13 protein-coding genes and 2 pseudogenes are annotated in these 18153 nt (G+C 41.5%); 13 read left to right on the top strand and 2 right to left on the bottom strand.

What is annotated here, in order from left to right:
• The first annotated feature begins 174 nt into the window (after positions 1–174).
• The 9 genes from I6E61_RS05055 to I6E61_RS05015 all read left to right on the top strand — a co-directional run bounded on the left by I6E61_RS05055 (position 175) and on the right by I6E61_RS05015 (position 12682).
• Positions 175–1083 (top strand): LysR substrate-binding domain-containing protein, encoded by a 909-nt coding sequence (locus I6E61_RS05055; protein ID WP_197130867.1) that lies wholly within the window; start codon positions 175–177, stop codon positions 1081–1083.
• Between the two features lie 234 nt (positions 1084–1317).
• The gene (locus tag I6E61_RS05050) at positions 1318–2595 is read left to right on the top strand and encodes an aspartate aminotransferase family protein (RefSeq protein WP_197130866.1); all 1278 of its coding nucleotides are present in this window, start codon (positions 1318–1320) and stop codon (positions 2593–2595) included.
• A 62-nt stretch (positions 2596–2657) separates the two neighbouring features.
• Positions 2658–4112: a VOC family protein gene (locus I6E61_RS05045; RefSeq protein ID WP_197130865.1), complete on the top strand. Its 1455-nt coding sequence runs from the start codon at positions 2658–2660 to the stop codon at positions 4110–4112.
• A 142-nt stretch (positions 4113–4254) separates the two neighbouring features.
• Positions 4255–5745 carry an aldehyde dehydrogenase family protein gene (locus I6E61_RS05040; RefSeq protein ID WP_197130864.1) on the top strand — a complete coding sequence of 497 codons (1491 nt, stop codon included), beginning with the start codon at positions 4255–4257 and terminating at the stop codon, positions 5743–5745.
• A gap of 139 nt (positions 5746–5884) precedes the next feature.
• On the top strand, positions 5885–7342 hold the full coding sequence (nhaC, locus tag I6E61_RS05035; RefSeq protein WP_197130863.1) for a Na+/H+ antiporter NhaC: 1458 nt from the start codon (positions 5885–5887) through the stop codon (positions 7340–7342).
• Between the two features lie 17 nt (positions 7343–7359).
• Positions 7360–8646 carry an FAD-binding oxidoreductase gene (locus I6E61_RS05030; protein WP_197130861.1) on the top strand — a complete coding sequence of 429 codons (1287 nt, stop codon included), beginning with the start codon at positions 7360–7362 and terminating at the stop codon, positions 8644–8646.
• Between the two features lie 167 nt (positions 8647–8813).
• On the top strand, positions 8814–10211 hold the full coding sequence (locus tag I6E61_RS05025) for an FAD-binding oxidoreductase (RefSeq protein ID WP_197131974.1): 1398 nt from the start codon (positions 8814–8816) through the stop codon (positions 10209–10211).
• A 93-nt stretch (positions 10212–10304) separates the two neighbouring features.
• On the top strand, positions 10305–11333 hold the full coding sequence (locus I6E61_RS05020; protein ID WP_197130860.1) for an ornithine cyclodeaminase family protein: 1029 nt from the start codon (positions 10305–10307) through the stop codon (positions 11331–11333).
• Positions 11334–11428: 95 nt separating this feature from the next.
• Positions 11429–12682, top strand: a complete 1254-nt coding sequence (locus I6E61_RS05015; RefSeq protein WP_197130858.1) for an FAD-binding oxidoreductase — start codon at positions 11429–11431, stop codon at positions 12680–12682.
• A gap of 230 nt (positions 12683–12912) precedes the next feature.
• On the opposite strand, the gene I6E61_RS05010 is transcribed toward I6E61_RS05015, so the two are convergent.
• Entirely contained in the window at positions 12913–13788 is an 876-nt protein-coding gene (locus tag I6E61_RS05010) for a LysR substrate-binding domain-containing protein (protein ID WP_197130856.1), read from the bottom strand.
• Between the two features lie 110 nt (positions 13789–13898).
• On the opposite strand from I6E61_RS05010, the gene I6E61_RS05005 reads away from it, so the two are divergent.
• Entirely contained in the window at positions 13899–14603 is a 705-nt protein-coding gene (locus tag I6E61_RS05005; protein WP_197130854.1) for an SDR family oxidoreductase, read from the top strand.
• A 39-nt stretch (positions 14604–14642) separates the two neighbouring features.
• Positions 14643–15551: a DMT family transporter gene (locus I6E61_RS05000; protein WP_265091281.1), complete on the top strand. Its 909-nt coding sequence runs from the start codon at positions 14643–14645 to the stop codon at positions 15549–15551.
• A gap of 7 nt (positions 15552–15558) precedes the next feature.
• Here I6E61_RS05000 and I6E61_RS14175 read toward each other — a convergent pair.
• A pseudogene (locus tag I6E61_RS14175) lies at positions 15559–15984 on the bottom strand (IS3 family transposase); the annotation flags it as partial.
• 289 nt (positions 15985–16273) lie between these two features.
• Here I6E61_RS14175 and I6E61_RS04990 point away from each other — a divergent pair.
• Entirely contained in the window at positions 16274–17902 is a 1629-nt protein-coding gene (locus tag I6E61_RS04990) for a sodium/solute symporter (protein WP_197130849.1), read from the top strand.
• A gap of 60 nt (positions 17903–17962) precedes the next feature.
• A pseudogene (locus I6E61_RS04985) lies at positions 17963–18153 on the top strand (NAD(P)(+) transhydrogenase (Re/Si-specific) subunit alpha); the annotation flags it as partial.

Below are 18153 nucleotides of genomic sequence, written 5' to 3'. Positions count from 1 at the left end.
GAAGGGTTTTAGCTATAAAAAACCAATATAAGTGTAGTTTTATTATTATCGTTAGGCTGCGTAAGTCAAACCTCCTAAGTTAAAGACTAGGAGATTGACAGCACAGGTCAACCCGAGTAAAACAGAATATGTTTTTACACTCCAAATCATATTGTACAAAAGAATAAATAAACTATGAAAACTGAAATCAAAACCCCACTAGCTTTTAGAAAATATCCTTCAACGACAGCTTTGCAATGTTTTGAGACGGCGGCTCGACATTTAAGTTTTACTAATGCTGCACAAGAAATGCATATGACTCAAAGCGCCGTTAGTAAGCAGGTTTCTCAGCTAGAAGAGATGTTAAATCTTTCTCTCTTTTATCGTACACCTCAACGTATCTCCTTAACGCCTGCTGGAAAAACATATTATATTGAAGTCTTAGGTATTCTTAAGCATATTGAATTTGCGACTACTAACTTGATGTCGCATAGTAGTAATACAGAAGTACTCAAAGTGGTAGCACATCCAACTTTTTGCTCGCGTTGGTTGATTCCTGCATTGAAGGGATTTAGCAAAGAATACCCGTTAATTACATTAGATATTAAGGAAGAGGTTTGTCCGTTTTTTCCTGAAGATCAAAATGTTGATATCGCTTTTTTGTATGGTGATGGAGTCTGGGGAGGAATGGAGACGATTAAGTTGTTCGATGAGTATTGTGTCGCAGTTTGTCAGCCTGAATACTTACAGGAAAAATCACTATGTATTGATAATTTAGATGCATTTATATTACTGCAATTAAGCTCTCGTCCTAGCGCATGGTATGAGTATTTTAGACAGCAAAATATCAGTGTTGATGGAACATTCAGAGGACCAAGATTTGATACTTTTCATGCTTGTATTGCTGCTGCTTTGCTCGGGTATGGTATTGCACTCGTGCCGTTACGTTTGGTAGAGCTTGAGCTAAAACTGGGAACCTTAATAACCGTATGGGATTATGAGGCAAGGGGTCGGGGCGCGTACTACATGTCTTATCCTTTATCTTTGGGTAACTCACATAAAGTGAAAGCTGTTTTAGAATGGATTGCAGCATCTATGGATTGAAATGCTTATCTGAATTGAGGCCTATTACTTTACTTTGTGAGTGCCATATAGGTGGCTTGATGTTTAGGGTTTATAAAAAATAATCTAGGTTTGCGCCTAGATTTTTTTTATTCAATTTTTTAAATAATAGTCGTACTGACAAAAAGGAATGAAAGCACAACTATTATTCGTTTGCTGAGCACATCAGGTTTTGCTGAAATGAGGGTCAAACTTAAGGAAGATAAGAGACTCTTAATGAATAAGTTATACAACGTCACTGATGCTTTTACGATGGTACACCCCATCACCTTAATTAAGGGTAAAAATGCAAAAGTGTGGGACGATAATGATCAATGCTACATCGATTTTGTGGGTGGCATTGGCGTCTTAAATTTTGGTCATTGCCATCCTCACATCGTAACCGCCATTATCAATCAAACCCAATCCCTCATTCACTATGCCTACAATGCGGCGGCTCATACACCCTACCAAACCTTCATGCCACGATTATGTGAGCTCATTCCTATCAGTGGCGAGCTGTCAGGTATGCTCACCAACTCTGGTGCAGAGGCTACTGAAAATGCTATAAAAATTGCGCGTCTCAAGACCAAGCGTACCGGGGTCATTGCTTTTGATGGCGGGTTCCATGGCCGTACACTGGCTGCTGTTAATCTAAATGGCAAGGTTGCCCCTTACAAGCGAGGGTTGGGACCGTTAGCCGGTAGTGTCTATCACATTCCTTTCCCCAGTCCAGACAATGAGGTGAGTGACCAACAGGCAATCGATGCGCTAGATCGTTTGTTTGAAGTAGAGACTGATATCAATAATATTGGTGCGATTATCGCAGAGCCAATACAGGGGGAGGGTGGGTTTCAGTTAATGTCACCCTCTTTTGCTCAGTACCTGCGTGCCTTTTGTGATGAGCACAGTATTTTGCTGATTATGGATGAGATTCAATCAGGCTATGGACGTACTGGCTCACCATTTGCCTTTTCACATTTGGGCATTGAGCCAGATATGATACTACTTGGTAAAAGCATCGCAGGCGGCTTGCCCTTAGGTGCAGTCGTAGGTAAGGCCAGTGTCGTAAATGGCTTGCCTAAAGGCAGTTTGGGCGGTACGTACTCTGGTAATCCAGTGGCATGTGCAGCGGCCAATGCCACGATAGACATTATGCAAGAGGATGAAGTATGGGCATCTGCTAAACACTACGTGCAAATGATTGAAACAAGTATTACGCAATGGCAGGCGGAAGACGTTTCCCCTTGGCTATATGGTCTCACTGGTATTGGTGCCATGCGAGGTATTGAGCTTCGTCATGCAGAGTATGGCTCTCATCCTAATGTGATGACCCACGTACTAACCCAAGCACGAAAGCGAGGTTTACTGCTCATGCCAAGTGGTAAATACCGTCACATCATTCGATTGTTACCACCACTGACTATCGAGCCTGAAACACTCCAGGTTGGCCTTGATATTTTGAGAGACGTCTTAAGCACGATTCCTGATCAAAATCCAGTCGACTGGTCTTAAATATACAGCTCAATTAATAATGGGATTCAAGCCCGCGGTAGATATAAAAAGGATAAATATCTATGAGTAATCACGATTTTATGAGTAGTGATGATATTCGCCATGAGTTTTCGATGGCTATGTCCGCTATGTATCAAGAAGAAGTGCCGTTATACGGCAATCTTATCGATCTAGTCAGTGAGGTGAATGCTGAGGTCTTGACCACGCATCCTGATACCAAAACTCAATTATTACACACGGGAGAAATCGAGCGCTTGAGTATGGAGCGTCATGGGGCAATTCGATTGGGTACAGCAACAGAGTTGAGCATGATGCGCCGTCTTTTTGCAGTTATGGGTATGTATCCTGTGGGCTACTATGACTTAGCTCCTGCTGGAGTGCCAGTGCATTCGACGGCATTTCGAACACTAGATCCTCATTCGTCGCATAAAAGCCCTTTTCGGGTATTTACCTCATTATTGCGTCTAGATCTCATTGGTGATGAGGCTCTTGAAAGAGAGGCAACTGCGACACTGCAAAAGCGTCGTATTTTCACCGATGAAGTGATTGGCCTTATTGAACGTTTTGAGATGCAAGATGGATTAATACCTGAGGATGCTCAGTGTTTCATAAAAGAAGCGTTACAGACTTTTCGGTGGCATGACAAAACTCCTGTGACAAAAGAGCTATACCAGCGGTTATTACATCAGCATCCTCTGATTGCTGATGTGGTGGGTTTTAAGGGCCCTCATATCAATCATTTAACACCCAGAACATTGGATATTGATGCGGCTCAACAGAAAATGCAGGCAGGAGGTATACCGTCAAAAGCCATTATTGAAGGCCCACCTCGAAGAGCTTGTCCGATCTTGTTAAGACAAACAAGTTTTAAAGCGTTGGAAGAGGCTGTGAGCTTCAAAACTGCCAATATAGGTGATTTAGATGAGTGCTGTGATGGCTATGAGCAAGGGTTTCATACAGCACGCTTCGGTGAAATTGAGCAACGTGGAGTAGCTTTAACGCCAAAGGGTAGAGCGTTATATGACCAGTTGCTTAACGAAGCTCGTAACCAGTTAGGGATAACACCTAATGAAGACAATGCGTCTCAGTACTATCAGATTCTAGACGAGACATTTAGCAAATTCCCTGACAACTATCAGGCCCTACATGATACAGATCTGGCTTATTTCTATTATCAGCTGACGGATAACATTCATGACTCTTGTAAAGATCGAGCATTGTTAGCAGCAGCATTTGACAAGGTTGATTTGAATGCAGTATCTCGTGCTGAGATCAGCAAACTTATTGATGATGGAGTCATTCGTATTGAGCCAATTGTTTATGAGGATTTTTTACCTGTGAGTGCAGCAGGAATTTTTCAATCTAACCTCAATCAGAGTAAAAATAATAGCTACGATAACGCTTCAAACCAGCAGGAGTTTGAAAAAGCGTTAGGGTCTAAAGTCTATGACGAGCTCAAATTGTATGAAGAAATACAGGCACAAAGCCTAAAAAAATGTCTCGCTGGTTGCAGTTAATAGTGATATTAACGCATATATTTAAGGCCCATTCCTAAATGGAATGACTACAAGAATTTTATTATTTTGCAACTTATTGGTCTGCAAGGTAATTTAAGAAGTGTGTTGAGAAACTAATAAACCAATATATAAAGGATTGATTATGATTAAGCAATATATGTCTGCAATGGGCGTACAAGAAGAACAATATCAAAATGGTGACTTTGAAATAAATACCCCGATTGATGGCACTGTTATTGGCAAAATTACCTTAGACAGCATTGCCGAAGTTAATACCAAAATTCAAAACGCCAAAACTGCTTTTCAAGCATGGCGCACGGTTCCTGCGCCAAAGCGTGGTGAGCTGATTCGTCTGTTAGGTGAAGTATTGCGTGAGCATAAAGAAGATTTGGGTTTCTTAGTATCGCTTGAAGCTGGCAAGATTAAAGAAGAAGGTCTTGGCGAAGTACAAGAGATGATCGACATCTGTGACTTTGCAGTAGGGGTGTCACGTCAATTATATGGTTTGACCATCGCATCAGAGCGTCCGGGTCATCATATGCGTGAAACTTGGCATCCACTTGGCGTCATTGGTGTTATCTCGGCCTTTAACTTTCCAGTGGCAGTTTGGGCTTGGAATACAGCGCTTGCTATCGTTTGTGGTAACCCTGTTATTTGGAAGCCATCAGAAAAAGCACCGCTTGTCGCATTGGCTTGTCAGGCCATGTTCGAAAAAGCATTAGCAAAATTCGGTGATGCCCCTTCTCATTTGTCACAAGTCCTATTAGGCAAAACGGATGTAGGCAATGCTTTAGTCGAAAGTAAAGATATTGCATTGGTTAGTGCCACGGGCAGTACCCGCATGGGTAAAACGGTTGGACCTAAAGTTGCTGAACGCTTTGGTAAATGTTTGCTAGAGCTTGGTGGTAATAATGCAATGATCTTGGCCCCAACAGCTGATTTGGATTTAGCATTACGTGGCATTCTATTTTCGGCAGTGGGTACTGCAGGTCAGCGTTGTACAACATTACGCCGTCTGTTTGTTCATGAAACCGTCAAAGATGATATTTTGCCACGGGTTAAGGCTGCATATTCGACAGTCAGTATTGGGCACCCATTAGAAGGCAATCTAGTAGGTCCACTGATTGACAAAGACAGTTTCGAAAATATGCAAGAAGCATTAGAAAAAGCAAGAAGTGCTGGTGGCAAAGTCACAGGCGGTGAGCGTGTATTGTCAGATAAATACCCAAATGCTTATTATGTGACGCCTGCTATTGTCGAATTTGATGAGCAAAACGATGTCGTAAGAACTGAGACCTTTGCACCCATTCTATATGTCATGACTTACAAAAAATTTGATGATGCGCTAGAGATGCAAAACGATGTGCCTCAAGGATTATCATCATGTGTATTTACCAATGATCTGCGTGAGGCTGAGATATTTTTGAGCGATCGTGGCAGTGATTGCGGTATTGCCAACGTCAATATTGGTACCAGTGGTGCTGAAATTGGTGGGGCATTCGGTGGTGAAAAGGAAACAGGCGGTGGTCGTGAGTCAGGATCAGATGCCTGGAAGAATTATATGCGTCGTCAAACTAATACTGTTAATTACTCAACAGAGTTGCCACTTGCTCAAGGTATTAATTTTGGCTAAGAGAAATATGCTTCGTGTCGTTAAAATTCTTAAGCCACAAATTAGCTAAGGATTGATTATTCCAACTATTGATAGTGAGTTTTATAACTATCAATAGTTACTACTAGTAATGGTTATGACTAAGGAAGGTAGAACTATCATGATTGATGACAAACAACACGATCCTACTAAAGATGGCTACGAAGCCTCCTCTAGTTTCTTACTCGATATTGCTCCACTGCTCTTAACCGCCATGATTTTGATGGTACAGTTTTTTGTGTTCAAAGACTTTACTCCTCATATTCCATTAGCTTGCGGCATTCTAATCACTGGCTTATTTATGAAGCTGCGTGGCCGAGATTGGATGGGTATGGAGGAGCGATTTTTAAAAGTGGTAAAAATAGGCTTACCCGCCATGATTATTCTGATGGGCGTGGGCATGCTGATTGGGTCTTGGATTATAGCAGGGACAGTGCCGACCATTCTTTATTATGGATTTAGCATTTTTTCGCCGTCTTCATTTTTGGTCTCTGTCTGTCTTATTTGTGCCATTATCTCGGTTGCTACTGGTACATCTTGGGGTACTGTGGGCACAGTAGGGCTTGCCATGATGGGTATTGGTATGGGCCTTGGTATCCCGGCACATTTTACAGGCGGAGCTATTGTCTCTGGCGCTTTCTTTGGTGACAAAATGTCGCCGTTGTCTGATACAACCAATTTAACCCCTGCCGCCGCTGGTGTGGATCTTTGGGACCATATCAAAGGTATGTTACCGACGACAATTCCTGCGATGCTCACAGCTTTAGCGCTGTATGCTTGGATTGGCATTAGTTACGGTGATGATAGTGTCGACATGTCTTCTATTCAAGCATTGCAAAGCACACTAGCCGATAACTATAGCTTGAGTATTATTACTCTATTACCTGCTGTGGTGGTAGTTGGTGCTGCTATTATGAAAGTACCCGCTATACCTACTGTGTTGAGTGGCGTGGTGGTCGCCTCATTAGTAGCATTCTTCATGCAAGGCATTGGTGTTAGCGAAATTTTCAATGTTTTACAGAATGGTTTTAAGAGTGAAACGGGTTTTGAGGTCGTTGATAAATTATTATCAAAAGGTGGCCTAATGTCGATGACATGGGTTGTCACTCTAACTATTTTTGCACTAGCGTTTGTGGGTTCGCTTGAGCATTACGGTACGCTCAAAGCCATTATGGTAAAAGTAGATAAAATAGTGAAATCGCGTTTAGGCTTGATTCTCACAACCTATGCCAGTGTTCTTGGAGTAGGAACGATTATTGGTGATGTCTATACCACGTTGGTACTCCCAGGACGTCTGCTCAAAGATAAGTATAAGGAAATGGGCTATAAACGAACCACACTGACACGATCTATTGAAGATGCGGGTACGCTATTATCACCGCTAATTCCTTGGAACATGGGTGGTAGTTTTGTCGCCGCCACGCTAGGTATAGCAACATTAACCTATGCACCTTTTGCCTTTGCCTGTTGGTTGTCTCCTTTATTTGGTTTGCTATGGGCTGTGTTGGATAAATTCATACCGCGTGACGAACCTGTTGCGGCTACAGATACCACAGTACCTTCTCTCAATAAATTATAACTTCACCGGAGTACGAAATGTTGCAAGAGCAATGTTTGTGGAGCGTAACTGCGCCCAAAATTCATCCCTATGATGAGCTTCGTAGCGATACCCAGACCAGTGTTTGTATCATTGGTGGCGGTTATACAGGATTATCAGCTGCTATCCATTTAGCAGAAAAAGGGGTCAAAGTCACCCTGTTAGAGAGCCAGAGTATTGGTAGTGGTGGTTCTGGGAAAAGTGTTGGTCTGGTCAATGCAGGTACTTGGGCACGTCCTGATGATTTAAATATAGCTTTGGGCGAAGTTGAAGGTGAGCGTTTGACAGAGGCATTAGGACATGCGCCCAGTCTTGTATTTGACTTGATTTCACGCTACGGAATTGATGCACAAGCCACTCAAAATGGCAATATTCATATGGCTCATAATGCTAAAGGTGAGGCTGATGTTGATATTAGATATGAGCAACTGAAGCGCCGCGGTGTGAATGTAGAAGTACTAAAGGGTAGCCGTTGCCATGAATATTGTGGCACTACTAGCATTAATAAGGCGCTATTAGATCACCGCACAGGCACGTTGAACCCATTAGCTTATGTGAATGGTCTTGCAAAAGTAGCAACTGAATTAGGAGTGATGATTTATGAGCATTCTATGGTCAGTACTTTAGAAAAATCTGATGGGGAGTGGTATGTAAGAACGCCTAAAGCTAGCGTAAAAGCAGAGCGCGTTATTATCGCAACCAACGCTTATACTGAAGGTGAATGGACCGAAGTATCTAAGACTTTTTACTTTGTCTCTTATTACCAAATAGCTTCTGAACCTCTGACGGGTGAGTTGGCCGATCGTATCTTGCCTCATAAAAATGGGGCTTGGGATACCCGCTTGGCCTTGTCTAGTTTTCGCCGCGATCATGACGACCGTCTGCTACTCGGTACAGTAGGTGGTAGAGCTTGTAAGCCCAAATCTTTTTATCAGTCATGGGCAGATTGTGTGCAAAAAAGCTATTACCCCGATTTACCTAAGTTTAATTGGCAATATGAATGGTATGGAAATTTTGGCTTTACGCAAGACCATATTTTTCGGGTATTAGAGCCTGATGAAGGCATTCTAACAGCCACAGCTTACAATGGCCGTGGTATTACCACTGGTACACTAATGGGCAAATGCTTTGCTGATTATATTCTAACGGGAGATAGAAGCAGTATCCCACTGCCTTTTAAAACGCTAAAGGAATCCAAAGTCGCTTTATCGAGTATGAAGTCTGTATTTACCGAGGTAGGCCTTACTCTGTATCATGCAGGGCAATGCTTAAAAATTATTCGCTAACGTAAATATCAGGTAGCAATAATAGATATTTCATTAAAGGTCTCACTGATAATTATCAATATAAACACCATTGGTATGGTACGTGGTAATTAGGTGGTCTGTTCTATCTTTCATCATAGTAGGGAATACATCTGGTGCATGAACTTTTAGAATCATCTCAAGTCGTTATCAATACCCTAATACAGTCGCTATTACATGACTATAAGTACGATGCTAGCCAAATCAAAACTGACGCTGAGAGTTTAGAGCATTGGGGCAAAGACTGGACCAAGCATTTTGCCCCAGCTGCATCTGCTATCGTCTTTCCAAAGAGCACAGAGCAAGTGCAATCCATCGTACTTCTTGCCAATGAACACAATATTGTCTTGACCCCCAGTGGTGGTCGTACAGGACTCTCTGCTGGTGCTGTCGCTGCCAACGGTGAAATCGTCGTCAGCATGGATAAAATGAATCATATCGGACAGTTCTATCCTGCAGATCGCATGGTTGAAGTTGAAGCAGGCGTGATCACTCAGCAGCTGCAACAGTTCGCAGAGTCCAAAGACTTGTACTATCCTGTCGACTTTGCCTCAGCAGGATCAAGTCAAATCGGTGGCAATATCGGAACCAATGCTGGCGGTATCAAAGTCATTCGTTATGGTATGACGCGCCAATGGATTATGGGACTGACTGTCGTCACAGGTAAAGGTGATATCTTGCATCTCAACCGCGGTATGGTAAAGAACGCCACGGGTTATGACTTACGTCAATTATTTATCGGTAGCGAAGGCACGCTTGGCCTAGTCACTCATGCACAAATCAAGCTTGAGCGTCAGCCACAAGACTTAAGTGTCATGGTACTCGGCATGGACAGCTTTAACGATGTGATGAACGTGCTATCCGCTTTTCAAGCGAAGATTGATTTGACCGCCTTTGAATTCTTTGATGGTGTGGCCATTGATAAGCTGATGGCACATGGTCAAGTGCAAGAGCCGTTTGAATCTCGCACCAAATTTTATACGCTATTAGAGTTTGAAACACCCTACGAGCCCATCATGGATAAAGCCATGGCCATATTTGAGGATTGCATGGAACAAGGTTGGGTTGTAGATGGTGTCATGAGCCAAAACCTCACGCAAGCGGCAGAGCTGTGGAAGCTGCGAGAGTATATCTCAGAGACTATCTCGGTATTTACGCCTTATAAAAATGATGTGTCTGTGCTTATCAGCCATGTGCCAGAGTTTATAGAACAAATTGATCACATCGTTAGCAGTAATTACCCTGACTTTGAAGTCTGTTGGTTCGGTCATATCGGTGATGGTAACTTACATCTCAATATCCTAAAGCCTGAGAATATGAACAAGGATGATTTCTTTGCTGAGTGTCAGGTTGTCAATAAACACGTGTTCGAGACGGTACAAAAATATGGCGGTTCAGTCTCTGCTGAGCATGGCGTGGGTATGACCAAAAAGCCTTATCTACAGTACAGCCGTAGCGAAACTGAAATTGATTATTTACGAGAAGTCAAAAAAGTATTCGATCCAAACAACATTATGAACCGCGGTAAGATTTTTGATATTGAATAAAAGAACTTAGGTATTAATGATGTTTAATTTCTATGCTCTATAACATCTTTATAATCCGTAATAACAAATTCACAGGGCAGTTTGGGGATAATTATGCAAATTTTAGATATTAATACGGTAAAAAAACAACTGACGATGTCAATGGCAATCAACGCTATTGAGGATTTACTCAAAGTACAAGGCGATCATCCAACATGGATTAAGACACCTGAGCGCCTAGTGATTCCTACTTTTGAGGAAAGTAACAAAAACACATCTGGCTCACATCTATCTATGCCCTCAGTAGTTTTTGATGGTGATAACGAGTATGCAGTGGTAAAGCTGGTAAATATCTGTCCAGACAACCCTAAGCGTGATAAGCCAACAACCATGGCAGTCATTACCGTATCAGACAATGAAACAGGAGAGGTACTGGCATTTTTGGATGGTATATATATCACTCAAGTACGAACAGCAGCACTGTCCGGAATTGCGACTAAATATTTAGCAAATCCAGCTAGTAGTGAGGCAGCGGTGATAGGCACTGGAGGAATGGCATATGAGCAACTCAATGCGATACTCACTGTGCGTCCAAATATTAAAAAAGTAACTGTTTGGAACAGGACACCTCAGACGGCACATAAATTTCAGAACAAATTTGAGCAAGAATATCCACAATGGCAAGTCGATTTTAAAGTTTGTGAAAGTGTCGAAGAGGCTATCAAAAACGCTGATATTATTAATCTTGCGACACGAGCAACGACAGGACTTTTTGAAGCTTCACAAGTAAAGCCGGATGCTCATATTAATGCGGTTGGTGCTTATCAAGCAACGATGAAAGAGGTTAGTAACTCGGTTATAGAAGCCAGTACTGCTATTATTATCGATGATGCAGAGGGTGGTTTACATGAGGCAGGTGATTTAATACAAGCTCATAATGACATTCAAAGCACTTGGATATGGGATCAACTGACAGGTACGTTAAGTGATCTGGTCAATAAAAAAATCAGTATTGATGCGAATGAGGGTAAAGGTATTACGCTATTTAAGTCAGTTGGTGCAGCAAGCTTTGATGCAGCAGTTGCCATAAAGATTGCCCAAAAAGCTAAAAAAGAAGGTTTAGGTCAGTCTATTGAGCTATAAAAATATTCAGCCAATAAATTGATTTTTTATGAAAATCCATGTAAAGAAAATTACTTTAAATTAATGAAATGGGCTTACTATTTAAGGATATTAATATGCGCTATGACGTGATCGTTATTGGTGCAGGTATAGTAGGAACCTCTATAGCCTGGCATCTTCAAAAAAGCAACTCTCAAGTTCTCTTGCTCGATAAAAAGCAACCAGGAGAAGAAACGTCATATGGTAATGCAGGTATTATCACAAGAGAAGCCGTAAATATTAAACCATTTCCTAGAAGTTTTAGAGAAGTTTTCAGAGTATTGCCGAATAATAGTACCGATATTCGATACCGTTGGTCTGCTATCTATAATCTTCAGCGCCCCTTATTACAATACTGGATAAATTCCAGTCCGAAAAAGGTTAAAGAGATAGATAAAGAATGGTCTACGCTCATTCAGCATTGTACAAACGAGCATGACCCTATGATTAAAGCATCAGGCGCTGATGAGCTAGTTAGAAAAATAGGCTGGATTGAGCTTCATCGTCTATCCAATAGTTTTGAAAAAGCCATTGGCAAAGCAAAAAAAGCGGCTAATCAAGGCGTGGAGTATGAAGTTTTATCGCTAGCAGCGCTAAAAGAGTTAGAGCCAAACATAAATTTTACAGACTATGTCGGTGGTATCCATTGGAAAAATTCTTGGCAGATAAAAAGCCCTGGCAATCTTGTCAAAGCATATGCTGAAAATTTTGAAAAAATGGCTGGAGAGATAAAGCAGTCAACGGTAAACAGCGTTATACAGACGGAAGAGGGTTGGCAGGTTACGACAGATGGCGAAACCTACTCATGTCAGAAATTAGTAATTGCTGCAGGTCCTTGGTCAGCTAATCTCATCGAGCCATTGGGTTATAAGATCCCATTATTTCCTATGCGTGGTTATCATCAACACTTTCAAATGACTGATAAAAGCGCGTTTTCTCACAGCTTATTTGATGTAGAAAAAGGCTTTGTAATGGGAGCTATGGATCAAGGTATTAGAATTACGACTGGAGCTGAAATGGCAATGTCAGATGACCCAAAAAACTTTGATCAGTTAGAATCAGTACTGATGTATGCACGCAAGATTCTACCGCTTGAGATTGCTGTAGAATCTGAAGCATGGTGTGGTACAAGGCCTTGCATGCCTGATATGAAGCCAGTTATTGGGCCTGCATATAAACACGCCAATTTGTGGTTTGCTTTTGGTCATGCGCATCAAGGTTTAACGCTTGGGCCAGTGACAGGGCGTCTTATTGAAGAGATGATCCATGGTAAGCCATTATTTATTGATGCAGAGCCTTTTAGTAGTGATCGCTTTGTTTCCAAATATTAAAGCATATAGGTTTCAAGTTGATTCATTCCTATTTAAAGCGAGGTCATCAACACCTGTAATTATTACAGAAAGTTATTTTTATCGTTAAATGACAGTCGTTCAAATTTGAGACGTACTCTAGTACTCTGGAAAGAAAGGCTACCGCAATAGCAATATATTTTGAACGGTATCTAAATATCTTTATAGTTATAAAGAATGGGCTAACTCACGTTATACCTTTTATCCACTCTTCAGTTGATTGCTAAATTTTTAATACACCAGTTCCACACTGCATCTACAGTTGGTCGTGAGTTAGATGTTCGTTTGCGTACAAGGTAATAATCAGGTTCAACCGTTAAGATTGAATCACTGACTTGAACCAACCGACCTGCAGATAAGTCCGCTTGTACAAATACCTGACAGGCAATAGCAACTCCCTGACCAGCTAATGCAGCATCGATAGTGAGCGCTGTTTGATTAAATACTGTACCTGATAGTTTGTCAGTAGTGTTAAAAAAACGTGGCCAGTGGTTATGTGAGTCATGTAGTAGTGTCATATCACGTAAGTGATTGAGTGATATAGGTAGTGTTATATGACTAATAAGATGAGGGCTTGCAACGGGCACAAGTTTTTGGGTAAACAGTAGCTGGGTTTCAAATGAAGCAGGAAATGGTGGGCGAGTAAGGCGTACAGCAATATCTACCTGATCACGGTCGAAATCTGCAATGGATTCGGTTGCGACAGTACGTAAATCTGCTTCAGGAACAGCATTTGTTAGTGAAGAAAGCTGTGGAAGTAATAGCTTGGTGGCAAAAGTAGGGGTCACACTAATAGTGACTGTATTAGGCTCCTTTAGTATTTGTGCCGTTGCCTTTTTTAAAATATCAAAAGCACGTGTGACTTCTGCAAAGTATATGGTTCCTTGGCTTGTAAGAGCGACTCCTTTTGGTAGCCTTTGAAATAAAGGGAATCCCATGTGCTCCTCTAGTGTACGAACTTGCTGAGCAACAGCTCCTTGGGTCACAAACAGCTCATCCGCTGCAGCCCGAAAATTTAGCTTACGACCAGCGGCTTCAAATGCACGCAATGCATTTAATGGTGGTAGTGGGCGATAATACTCTGGCATGACATTCTTCTAGGCAGTAGATTTTCTACAGTCTAGCATCTTTTATTATGGTGCGAGAGTTTGGATTATATTAGCTATCATAGATAAAACAATAACTGATGGAGAATATTATGACTATAGAAAAAGTGGCCCTTATCATGGCAGGTGGTTCAGGTATAGGTGCAGCAGCAGCTCGTAAGCTTGCACAGGATGGCTATAAGGTAGCTATCTTATCCTCTTCTGGAAAAGGTAAGTTGTTAGCAGAGGAGCTAGGGGGCGTTGGTGTCACTGGTTCTAATTTGATAGATGCTGATGTTCAATGCTTGGTTAATTTAGCTATGGAAAAATGGGGCCGTATTGATGCGCTAGTGAACTCTGCAGGTCATGGCCCACGAGCGCCTATTTTGGAAATTACTGATGAAGATTGGCATAAAGGAATGGAGGTTTATTTTCTCAGTGCGGTGCGTCCTATTCGTTTGGTTACTCCTATTATGATGGCACAATGTGGTGGTTCTATTGTCAATATTTCTACTTCTTGGGTATCGCAACCAACCTCGCTTTTTCCAACATCAACAGCCTTCCGTGCCAGCCTTGGTGCTTTTACAAAGATTTTTTCTGATGATTATGCAGCACAGGGTATTCGAATTAATAGTGTTTTACCCGGCTGGATCGATAGCTTACCTGAAGTGACTGAGCGCCGTGAAAATGTACCGATGGCACGTTATGGTGAGGCTAAGGAAGTAGCCTCAGCCATTGCTTTTTTATTATCAGAAGATGCTGGTTATATTACTGGTCAGAGTATACGTGTTGACGGTGGTGTGATCCGTTCCGTCTAATGAGCCAATTAACGTTTGTATACCTAAGAGAGTTGCCTCATGAAGATTGATTCTATGTTTCGCGCATATGCTGCATTGGTTTTACTTGGTGTGATCTGGGGGTCAAACTTCATTTTTATGAAATGGGCTACAGCGTTGATCTCACCCTCTCAAACCGTATTTTTGCGAGTATTATTTGGATTTTTGCCATTAGCACTCATAGCATGGCGTACTAAAGTTATTACTCGCGAACAGCTGAAATATTTACCTCACTTTATCGCAATGTCGGTGCTTGCAACCTCGTTCTATTATTATGGGTTTGTTGCGGGTACGGCTTTATTGCCCACCAGTATTGCTGGCTTACTAAGCGGATCAATTCCTATATTTACGTTTTTAGGTGCGGCATTATTCTTGCCAGAAGAGTGCCCCACCAAGCAGATGGCGATAGGAATTATTTTAGGGTTTGCTGGTATTGTATTGAGTGCACAACCATGGCAAGGAGATGCAGGAGTATCTGTTATAGGTGTTTTATGGATGCTTACTGGCTCTTTGAGTATTGGTGCGTCGTTCGTATATGCACGTCGTTTTTTATCTTATCTAAAGCTGCCACCACTGGCATTAGCTACATGGCAAATAGGTATCGCTGTTATCACGCTTGCGGTACTGATTGATTTTGATGGCATTACTAATATAGCAACAGACAGTCACGCTATGTGGGGAACGTTTTTTGGGCTTGGTATATTAGGAACGGGAGCCGCTTTTCTAATTTATTACTATATCATTGAGACGCTAGGCTCGGTGCGTGCGGCTGGCGCAACTTATATTGCCCCAGTTGTTGCTGTTATTATTGGTGCGATAATAGGAGAGGATATTACTCGTTTAGAGGTTATAGCTTTACTATTGATTCTTGGTGGCGTTCTGCTTATTCAGACTGGTAGGAAGAGGGTAGTTCAGACAAGTCCAATCTGACAAATTAAAACTTCTGATTTAGCACGTTTGGATAGACAAGCTTGTTATGATCGGAGTTGGTAGTAATTTTAAAGCGCTTGTGACGACGGCGTTTGATACCGTATTCTTCTTTGATGCTTCTAACCATATATTGACTGATATCGTATCCTTGCACACTTAGGTAGGCATACAGTCAATCCTCATTTGGGATCTCTCGTTCGTTTTAAGCCACTTTAAGCTGCCTTATTCCCTGCATAGCGACCATAAAATCTAGATCATATTGTTCTGTGCCGGAAATCTTATCTTAATTGGCTCTACTATTCCAGTTTGATAAGGTTTGCATCACTGTGCCAAACTGTTTAGCAGTGGCTGAAAAGTTGCCATTGCTGTCCGCAATCTCCTTAAAAGCTTCTGCTTTAGATTCTATGCTGTAAGTTCTGATTTTGTTGGTCATGGTAAGTTTCTTTTCTAGTCGTTAGTTTACTAAGTTTATTTCTACGGTTTTTTCAGCATAGCTCAGTAATTATAATTTTACTATTCCTGCAATACCTCTCACTTTAAATAAGTCTATTTTGACGCTCATCTAAGAATAAGAGCAAGCCAAAACACACTGTACAAATTTATTGCATTCGAATTCAATATTAAATATACTCAAGTCATATTGATTTATAAGAAATCCTAATCAAGCTCATAAAGTTTTACTTTACGCACTTGAGAGGGCCATTAATAAAAGGATCTTGATTATGGAAAGTTTTGGTACCCTCAACTGGGTGATTGTCATTGTTTATTTATTAGCCAATCTTTTGCTTGGCTGGTTTATGAGTCGGAAAATCTCTACGGCGGAAGATTATTATATTGGTGACCGTTCAGCACCTTGGTGGGCCATTGGCATTTCCGTAATTGCTACTTACATCAGTGCCTTGTCATTTTTAGGTGGACCTGCTTGGGCATATGGTGATGGTATGGCAGCCCTCGCCATTCATATCAACTATCCCATAGTCATCTTCATCGTTGTTGTATTTTTCCTACCTTTCTTTTATAGCAGTGGCGTCGCCTCTATTTATGATTATTTAGAACGTCGGTTTGGTAAAAAATCTCGAGCCATTATAAGTGCACTGTTTCTGGTTACCCAAACTATTACTACAGCCTCTATCCTAACTGCTACGGCTTTTGTCATTACTTTTGCGACAGGTATAGATCCAAAAACTGCAATCATCTTTATGTCAGCTATTGTTGTAGGCTATACCCTAATGGGTGGTATGAATGCTGTGATTTGGACAGACGTCTTGCAGGGATTTATTCTATTCCTTGGTGCGGGAATTATCTTTTACATATTAATTGGAGAAGTCTCACCGATGTCAGGAGCTCTCACTATGCTGGGAGAAAACGATAAGCTAAATCCATTGAATTGGAGCCTAGACTTTTCTGTTGCCCCAACGGTTTGGGCAGGGGTGGTCGCGATGACATTGTTTCATATCACAGTATACGGTGGTAATCAAATGATGGTACAGCGTACCTTAGGTGCAAAGAGTATGGGAGATGCCAAAAAATCCTATCTGCTAATGGGCTTTGCTGCATTTTTTATCTACTTTCTATTCTTTTTTATTGGCGCTTTATTATATGTGTATTTCAAAGGCAAAGTATTTGCAGAACCAAATCAAATTATCTTGATATTTGCAAACATGCTGGCTATTCCGGGTTTAATGGGCATTATCGCTGCCGCAATCTTATCAGCTTCAATGTCAAGTTTATCGTCGGCATTGAACTCTCTAGCGACAATATCCGTACTCGACTTTTATCAGCCATATATGAAAAAAGATGGCGACGAGAAGCATTATCTAACAGCCTCTCGTATTTTTACCATCATTTGGGCAATATTCATTATCCCTATTGCATTCGCATTCATTGACAGTAAAGGATCTATCTTAGAGACATTTACAGAAGTGTCTTCTTATTTTGTTGGTGCACAATTGGCTATTTTTGGTTTGGGTTTCTTTTCAAAACACACTACAGAGAAAGGCCTTATTATTGGTGTAATTGTTGGTTTTATCGGTGTGTACGTGTTTGCAGCAGGTATTCCGTTTACCAGTTGGACGCCACCAACCATCGCATGGCCTTGGTTTGTCGTCATCGGCGGCGCTATCAACATTGTTGTGTCAATCGTTGCAAGCTTGATACTTGATGGTAAGCAAAAAAATTGGCACGAACAGACGGTGAAAGGTCAGCAGTTAAAATTTGCAGCTGAAGGTTTACCTGAGAAAGTTGATGGTTGGTATGTTGTACCTGGTAAGGTTGATAAAGTAGTGTGGTTATTACCCATATTATTCATCTTCATCATGTTATTCCTAGCATATTTCAGTACGTTAGGCTAAAGCTTGTTGCTAATTGAGTGACGAAAACGGAAGAATAATCACTAGACGTAAGGAGACGGTATGAAAATCGGTGTAATCAGTGCAGATAGCGCGAGCGAGAGCCGTGTCGCACTAACCCCAGACGCAGTAAAAAAACTGCGTAAGCTTGGGTTTGACGTTGTCATTCAGTCAGGCGCAGGTCAAGCAGCGTACTACGCTGATGAGTTGTATCAAGCTGCCGGTGCCGACATTGCCAGTAGCAGCACCGAGGT

The organism is Psychrobacter sp. NZS113 (genome assembly GCF_015864825.1).
Lineage (GTDB): Bacteria > Pseudomonadota > Gammaproteobacteria > Pseudomonadales > Moraxellaceae > Psychrobacter.
Note: the sequence above shows the minus strand (reverse complement) of the source record. Positions and strands in the feature narration are given on the sequence as shown.